Source organism: Streptomyces sp. NPDC048604, from assembly GCF_043199435.1.
In the GTDB taxonomy this organism is placed as follows: Bacteria; Actinomycetota; Actinomycetes; order Streptomycetales; family Streptomycetaceae; genus Streptomyces.
Genome location: NZ_JBICVX010000004.1, coordinates 491,646 through 499,495 on the forward strand (window position 1 = coordinate 491,646; position 7,850 = coordinate 499,495).

7 protein-coding genes and 1 rRNA gene are annotated in these 7,850 nt (G+C 72.6%); 6 read left to right on the forward strand and 2 right to left on the reverse strand.

The window, feature by feature from the left end; genetic code table 11:
* Positions 1 to 123: 123 nt before the first annotated feature.
* A complete protein-coding gene (locus ACGFMM_RS11660) occupies positions 124 to 2,271 on the reverse strand; it encodes a PQQ-binding-like beta-propeller repeat protein (protein WP_393645482.1) in 2,148 nt (715 codons plus the stop codon).
* Between the two features lie 128 nt (positions 2,272 to 2,399).
* Here ACGFMM_RS11660 and ACGFMM_RS11665 point away from each other — a divergent pair, with 128 nt between their 5' ends.
* The 5 genes from ACGFMM_RS11665 (at position 2,400) to proC (ending at position 5,837) form a co-directional block, all read left to right on the forward strand.
* Positions 2,400 to 2,693, forward strand: a complete 294-nt coding sequence (locus tag ACGFMM_RS11665; RefSeq protein ID WP_393645484.1) for an SH3 domain-containing protein — start codon at positions 2,400 to 2,402, stop codon at positions 2,691 to 2,693.
* 37 nt (positions 2,694 to 2,730) lie between these two features.
* Complete coding sequence (locus ACGFMM_RS11670; RefSeq protein ID WP_393645486.1) at positions 2,731 to 3,279, forward strand: hypothetical protein; 549 nt, start codon at positions 2,731 to 2,733, stop codon at positions 3,277 to 3,279.
* 108 nt (positions 3,280 to 3,387) lie between these two features.
* Entirely contained in the window at positions 3,388 to 4,209 is an 822-nt protein-coding gene (locus tag ACGFMM_RS11675) for an ABC transporter ATP-binding protein (protein ID WP_393645488.1), read from the forward strand.
* Entirely contained in the window at positions 4,206 to 4,943 is a 738-nt protein-coding gene (locus ACGFMM_RS11680; RefSeq protein WP_393645489.1) for an ABC transporter permease, read from the forward strand. Before ACGFMM_RS11675 ends, ACGFMM_RS11680 begins: the two co-directional genes overlap by 4 nt.
* 84 nt (positions 4,944 to 5,027) lie before the next feature.
* A complete protein-coding gene (proC, locus tag ACGFMM_RS11685; RefSeq protein WP_393645491.1) occupies positions 5,028 to 5,837 on the forward strand; it encodes a pyrroline-5-carboxylate reductase in 810 nt (269 codons plus the stop codon).
* Between the two features lie 67 nt (positions 5,838 to 5,904).
* Here the strand turns inward: proC and trpS are convergent, their stop codons facing one another.
* A complete protein-coding gene (gene trpS / locus ACGFMM_RS11690) occupies positions 5,905 to 6,915 on the reverse strand; it encodes a tryptophan--tRNA ligase (protein ID WP_393645493.1) in 1,011 nt (336 codons plus the stop codon).
* Positions 6,916 to 7,762: 847 nt separating this feature from the next.
* Between trpS and ACGFMM_RS11695 the strand changes: the two genes are divergently transcribed.
* Positions 7,763 to 7,850 (forward strand): 16S ribosomal RNA (locus ACGFMM_RS11695); the annotation flags it as partial.

Consider the following 7,850-nt stretch of genomic DNA (forward strand, 5'->3'; position numbering starts at 1 on the left):
GCGTCGACATGGCGGGGGTCGGGGGGGTGGGGGGGCACCTCAACCCGGTTCGTTTGCCTCCCCGCCGGGGGCGTCGGGGGGGGGGGGGGGGGGGGCGCCCCCCCCCCCCCCCCCGCCTCCGTGTCACCAGGCCGCCGGATCCGCCCCGTCCACCGCGAACACCGACCCGTCGGGGGCCGTGCCCACGACACGCGGTCCGACGACGACGGGGGCGGGCACGGACGCGGCGTGGCCGAGCCTGCCGCCGCGCAGCCGGGGCTCGGTCTGCCCCAGCAGCACACCGCGCGCCGTGTCGACCGCGAGCAGCCGTCCGTCCGCCGTCGAGAAGTACAGCCGCCCACCGTCGCCGAGGACCGGCGCGGAGACCCGGCCGGCGGCCGTCTCCAACTGCCAGAGCGTCCGCCCGCCCACGGTGTCCACGGCCACCAGGATCCCGGCGCGGGTCAGCAGATGGACGACGTCGCCCGCCACCACGGCCTGGGGCTCCTCCAGCCGGAACGGCAGCGGAACGTGCTCGGCCGCGCCGGTCGCGGGGTCGTGGCGCACGACCGCCTCGGTCAGCCCGTCGAGGCCGCGGGCCGTCAGGAACAGCGCACCGCCCGAGACGCCGGCCGGGACGAGACGGCCGTTCAGCACGCGCCGGTGCACCGTCTCGCCCGTCCGGGCGCGCACGCTGCTGACCAGCGTGCGCGTACCGTCCGGCGTCTCCTCGAAGACGTGCACCACACCGCCGGACCCGTCGTACGGGCCGAACAGCGGGGCCCGGTGCCCCGGCAGCGCACGCCGCCAAAGCCGCTCGCCCGTCCGCGCGTCGACGGCGGTCACCGTGCCGGAACCGGAGCCGAGGAGCAGCGTGTCGCCCGCCGGGTGGACGGCACCATTGGCCGGCACGGCGGTGCTCCAGCCGGGGCGGCCGCCGGCCGCGTCGTACGTGACGAACCGTCCGCCGTCCTCGCCGACGCTCGCCCCCACCGTCCCGGCGGCAAGCACCGGCGCGGCGACGGCGATGCCCGTCCGCTCCTGCCGCGACCAGACGACCGCGCCGGTCGAGGGGTCGAGCTGGGCGGCCCCGGTGCCGCGCGCCGCGCAGTACACGGCACCGTCGGCGCCCGCGGAGCAGGCGGGCGCCGAGTCGCCGGCCGTGCGCAGCGGTGTCCGCCAGGCGCCGATCGGCTTCGTCGCGGACGCCCGCTGCCGCCGGTCCTGGCGCTCGTCCCCGGCCTCCGGCCACGCGGCGAGCACGCCGCCGACCGCCAGCGCGACGACCACGGCCGCGGCCACGAGGCCGAGCGGCCGCCTGCGCCGCCGTACGGCCCGGGTGCGCGCCTGGTCCGGCGCCCCGACGGTGGCGGCCGGATCGGGGCCGGCGGGCCGCAGCCCCAGGGTGGCTGCGCCCGAAGGCGACAACGGCCGCCGCTGGGCCGGGACGAAGGCCGCCGCCTCGTACGACGGCGGCTGCAGCGCCGCCATGATCTCGTCCGGCGTGGGCCGGTCGCCCGGCTCCTTGGCGAGGCAGCGGGCGACGAGCGGCGCCAGCTCCGCCGGGACGCCGCTGAGATCGGGCTCGTCGTGCACGACCTGGTACGCCACCAGGTACGGGCTGTCCGAGTCGAACGGCCCGGTCCCTGTCGCCGCGTGCACCAGCACCGAGCCGAGCGCGAACACGTCCGCAGCCGGGCCGACCTCCCGGGGCCGCTGGAACTGCTCGGGCGCCATGAACGGAGGCGAGCCGATCAGCTTGCCCGTCTCCGTGCGCACATCGCTGTCCGAGGGCCGGGAGATGCCGAAGTCGATGACCTTCGGCCCGCTGTCGGTGAGCAGCACATTGCCCGGTTTGAGGTCCCGGTGCACCACGCCGGCCCGGTGGATGTCCCGCAGCGCCTCGGCGAGTCCGGCGGTCAGCCGGCGCAGCTCCGCCGGGCTCAACGGCCCGCTCCGCTTCACCTGTTCGGCGAGCGTCGGCCCGGGCACGTACAGCGTCGCCATCCAGGGCCGCTCCGCGTCCGGGTCGGCGTCGACGACGGGCGCGGTGAACGCGCCGCTCACCCGCCGCGCCGCCGCGACCTCCTGCCTGAACCGGGCCCGGAACTCCGGGTCCGACGCGTAGCCCTCATGGACGACCTTGACCGCGAGCCGCAGCCCGGACGCGGAGTGGGCCAGGTGGACGACGCCCATGCCGCCGGAACCGAGACAGGCTCCGAGCCGGTACTCGCCCGCGTACTCCGGATCTTCCGCCTCCCGGCCGACGCCGGTGCTGCGCAACGGTGGCATTGCCCCACCCCGTGTGATTCCCCGTCAATTCGTGCGGCGCGCACGACGCACGGAGCCTATGCCATGACGCATTGATTCCGGACATGGCTTGGTAGCCTGCGCGCGTCATCCGAACGGGGGGATCCATCGTGTCCATTGACGAGTCCGCAGAGTCGGTCGCCGCGGCGGCGTCGGCCGTCCGCTACCCGATCGCGCCGGGCTACCGCGTGAACGTCCGCTCCGGCCCGGGCACCAAGTACCGGGTCCTGTACACACTGCCGGTCGGCGCTTCGGTGGCGATCTACTGCCAGACGCCCGGCGAATGGGTCACCGGCCCGTACGGCACCACCAACATCTGGGACAACATCGCGGACGGCGCGTTCGTCTCGGACGCGTACGTGAAGACCGGCCGCGACGGCTACGTCGCCCCGCGCTGCTCCTGATCCCGCGCCCGTCGCCGCTCGCGGGATAATCGGTCCCGTGAGCGACGACGACCGCACCGGCCCCGACCAGCCCGGCCCCGAGCAGCCCGCCCCGGCCGGACAGCCCGCCGCCGGACCCCGGCCCGAGGAGATCCGGTTCTTCGGGACGACCTGGGTGGAGCACGACGGGCACTACGGGCTGCGCCGCCTCGCCGTGGGGCTCGGCGCGCTGCTCGCCGCGGCCGCCGGCTGCTTCGTGCTGCGGTTCGCGTACCAGGGGCTGGAGGTCGCCGAGGTCGGCGGCTTCGTCAACGTGCTCGTGGTGGTCATGTTCGCCATCTGCAGCGCCATCGCCTTCCGCAAGACCTGGGAGGGCTTCTCCCGCCGCCCCGCCGACCCGGCCCGCGAGGAGTCCCTGCGCAGCCTCAAGGTCATCGGCTTCATCGGCTCGCTGCTCGCCTACTTCTTCCGCACCTTCACCGAGGCCCCCGGCGAGAAACTCCGCCGTGCCGAGTACGAGACGGCCCGCGCCCAGTACGAGAAGCGCCGCTCCTCCCGCACGGGCAACCCGGCCGCCAAGCGCAGGCCGAAGCCCAAGCGCAAGTAGCGCAGCAGCCGCCGGAAGCGGACGGCCCCGCCCCGGGGCCGTCCGCTTCCGCGTTTCCGCGCGCCCGGAGTCTTGACGCCCCTTACCCTCGCGAGCAGTATTCATCGCATGATGAATAAATCCGCCGACGCTCCGGCCGACCCCGCCCCCGACCCGGGATCCGGAGCGATCGTCGCGCGCGGTCTCACCGTCGTCCGCGGCGACCGCGCCGTCCTGCGCGGCATCGACTTCACCGTCCCGCCCGGACGGATCACCGGCCTCCTCGGCCCCTCCGGCTGCGGCAAGACCACCCTCATGCGCGCCGTCGTCGGCACCCAGGCCAACGTCACCGGCACCCTCCACGTCCTCGGCCGCCCCGCCGGCGACGCCGAGCTGCGCTCCCGCATCGGCTACGTCACCCAGGACCCGTCCGTCTACGACGACCTCACCGTCCAGCAGAACCTCGACTACTTCGCCGCCGTCCTCTTCCCCGGCCGCGCCCGCCGCGACGAGCGCCGCGCCGCCGTCGAGCGGGCCATCGCCGACGTCGACCTCGCCTCCCACGCCCACGCCCTCGCCGGCCGGCTCTCCGGCGGCCAGCGCAGCCGCGTCTCCCTCGCCGTCGCCCTCCTCGGCGCCCCCGAACTCCTCGTCCTCGACGAACCGACCGTCGGCCTCGATCCCGTCCTCCGCCGCGACCTGTGGAACCTCTTCCACCGCATCGCCACCGAGCGCGGCACCACCCTGCTCGTCTCCTCCCATGTCATGGACGAGGCCGAGCGCTGCCACCGCCTGCTCCTCATGCGCGAGGGCGAGATCCTCGCCGACGACACCCCCGAGGCCCTCCGCCACCGCAACGACACCCCCACCGTCGAGGCCGCCTTCCTCCACCTGGTCGACGCCGCCAACGCCCGCGCCGCCCTCCCCGTACACCAGGAGTCCCAGCCGTGAGCCTCGACCGCACCCTCGCCACCGCCGCCCGCGTCCTGCGCCAACTGCGCCACGACCCGCGCTCGATCGCCCTGATGCTCCTCGTCCCGTGCCTGATGCTCCTGCTGCTCCGCTACGTCTTCGACGGCAGCCCGCAGACCTTCGACAGCATCGGCGCCTCGCTGCTCGGCATCTTCCCGCTGATCACGATGTTCCTGGTGACCTCCATCGCCACCCTGCGCGAACGCACCTCCGGCACCCTCGAACGCCTCCTGGCCATGCCCCTCGCCAAGGGCGACCTCATCGCCGGCTACGCGCTCGCCTTCGGCCTGCTCGCCGTGATCCAGTCGACCCTCGCCACCGGCCTCGCCCTGCGGTTCCTCGGCCTCGACGTCGTCGGCTCGCCCTGGCTGCTGCTCCTGGTCGCCCTGCTCGACGCGCTCCTCGGCACCGCCCTCGGACTCTTCGTCTCCGCCTTCGCCGCGTCCGAGTTCCAGGCCGTCCAGTTCATGCCGGCCGTGATCTTCCCCCAGCTGCTGCTCTGCGGCCTGTTCACCCCGCGCGACCAGATGCAGCCCGTCCTCGAAGGCATCTCGAACGTCCTGCCCATGTCGTACGCCGTCGACGGCATGAACGAGGTCCTCCGCCACACCGACGTCACCGCCGACTTCGTCCGCGACGCCCTCGTCGTCGCAGGCTGCGCCGTCCTCGTCCTCGGCCTCGGCGCCGCCACCCTGCGCCGCCGTACCGCGTGACCGCCCCTCGGACGCCCACGCCGCCGGACCGGGCACGGTGCGAGGATGGCCGCACGTACCCCCTCCGGCGAGGTGAACAGAGCCATGACCCAGACCGTCGCAGTCCTCGGCACCGGCAAGATCGGTGAAGCGCTCCTCAGCGGCATGATCCGCGCCGGCTGGCGCCCCGCCAACCTGCTCGTCACCGCCCGCCGCTCCGAGCGCGCCGCCGAACTGCACGACCGCTACGGCGTCGAGGCGGTCTCCAACGCCGACGCCGCCAAGCGCGCCGACACCCTCATCCTCGCCGTCAAGCCGCAGGACATGGGCCGGCTCCTCGACGAGCTCGCCCCGCACGTCGCCGCCGACCGGCTCGTCATCAGCGCCGCAGCCGGCATCCCCACCGCCTTCATCGAGGAGCGGCTGACCACGGGCACCCCGGTCGTCCGCGTCATGCCCAACACCCCCGTCCTCGTCGACGAGGGCATGTCCGTGATCTCGGGCGGCAGCCACGCCACCCCCGAGCACCTCGCCCACACCGAGGAGATCTTCGGCGGCGTCGGCAAGACCCTGCGCGTCCCCGAGTCGCAGCAGGACGCCGCCACCGCGCTCTCCGGCTCCGGACCGGCGTACTTCTACTACCTCGTCGAGGCCATGACCGACGCCGGCATCCTCCTCGGCCTGCCCCGCGCCCAGGCCCACGACCTCATCGTCCAGGCCGCCATCGGCGCCGCGGTCATGCTCCGCGACAGCGGCGAGCACCCGGTCAAGCTCCGCGAGGCCGTGACCTCCCCGGCCGGCACCACCATCAGCGCCATCCGCGAACTGGAGAACCACGGCGTAAGGGCCGCCCTCATCGCCGCCCTGGAAGCCGCCCGCGACCGCAGCCGCGAACTCGCCTCCGGCAACGGCTGACCCGACGGAGGAAGAGAGCAGACGCCGGGGCAGGACACGCACCCACCCCGGCGCCCGCCCCTCCTCCTCAGGCGGCCGGCAACAGCCCGATGGCCCGATAGGCCCGGTCCACCACCGGCCGCGCCATGCCCCGCGCCCGCTCGGCCCCCTCCCGCAGCACCCGGTCCACGTACCCGGGATCGGCGGCCAGCTCCGCATGCCGCTCCCGCACCGGCCGCAGCAGCTCGACGACCGCCTCCGCCGTGTCCCGCTTCAGAGCCCCGTACGCGGAGTACTCACCGGCCAGCTCCGCCGGCGCCCGGTCCGTCGCCGCCGCCAGGATGTCGAGCAGATTCGCCACCCCGGGCCGCGCCTCCCGGTCGTACACGACCTCGGTGCCGCTGTCGGTCACGGCCCGCATGACCTTCTTGCGCACCACGTCCGGCTCGTCGAGCAGATAGACGATCCCCGAGCCGTTCTCGTGCGACTTCCCCATCTTCGACATCGGGTCCTGCAGATCCATCACGCGCGCCGCCACTGCGGGATGCGTCGCGCGGGGCACGGTGAACGTGTGCCCGTACCGCTGGTTGAACCGCAGGGCGAGATCGCGCGCCAGCTCCACGTGCTGCCGCTGGTCCTCACCGACCGGCACGTCGTCCGTCGCGTACGCCAGGATGTCCGCCGCCATCAGCACGGGATACGTGAGCAGCGACAGCCGCACACCGTCCCCGGCCGCCCGCGCCCGGACGCTCTTCTCCTTGTACTGGATCATCCGCCGCAGCTCGCCGTCCGTGGCCGTGCACTCGAGCAGGTACGAGAGCCGCGCGTGCTCGTCGACATGGCTCTGCACGTACACCGTGCACAGCGCGGGATCCAGGCCCGCCGCCAGCAACAGCGTCGCCGCCTGGCGGCTCAGCCGCCGTAGCCGCGCCGGATCGTGCTCGACGGTCAGCGCGTGCAGGTCCACGACGCTGAACAGCGCGTCGGAGCGGTGCTGATCGGCCTCGACCCACCGCCGTACGGCCCCGAGGTAGTTGCCCAGCGTCAGATGCCCGGTCGGCTTGACCCCACTGAACGTCCGCGAACGCTTCTGGTCCATGGCTTCGGTGCTTCCTCTCTCCGTGGCGCCGGCCCGACGGCCGGTCCCGGAGGGGACAACACGAACGGCCGCCGAGGCGGCGGCCGTCTGGTTGCATGCGCAGGAGGGGCCGCCGTCAGGCGGCCCACCACTGGGTGGTGTGCGCATGCGTAGTCATGCGGGGAGGCTAGGGCCCAGGACCGGGGTTGACAAGGGATTTCCCCGTGCGTAGTGTTCTCCGAGTTGTCCGACGTGAGCACCGACTCCGGTCGGCCCCGGACAGCCACTCCGCAAGAACCACTACGAGCAGGCGCTGCCTCGTTGCATCGCCATGCTTTCCGTGCGTTTTTGCGAAATGAGGAATCCGCGTTCGAAGGTTTGAACGCAGCCGCCCGATTAGCGTCGGAGGCAAGGAATCCGCTAAAGTCTCACTCGTCGGAACGGCCCAACAGCCGGAAAGACAACTCCCGCTGACTGGGAATCAGACGCCGAAAGGATCTGATAGAGTCGGAACCGCCGGAAGGGCCCAAGCGAAAGCGAGGGACCGGAAAGCAGCCGAAAGGCACCGAGGAAATCGGATCGGAAAGATCTGATAGAGTCGGAAACGCAAGACCGAAGGGAAAAGCCCGGAGGAAAGCCCGAGAGGGTGAGTACAAAGGAAGCGTCCGTTCCTTGAGAACTCAACAGCGTGCCAAAAATCAACGCCAGATTAGTTGATACCCCGTCCATCTTCGGATGGTCGAGGTTCCTTTGAAAAGTCCATCCCGCTTGCGGGGTGGCAATACACAGCGAGGACGCTGTGAACGAGTCGGACTATTCCTCCGGCTTGTTCCGCTCAACGCGAGTGTCACCGGATAACCGGTAAACATTCACGGAGAGTTTGATCCTGGCTCAGGACGAACGCTGGCGGCGTGCTTAACACATGCAAGTCGAACGATGAAGCCCTTCGGGGTGGA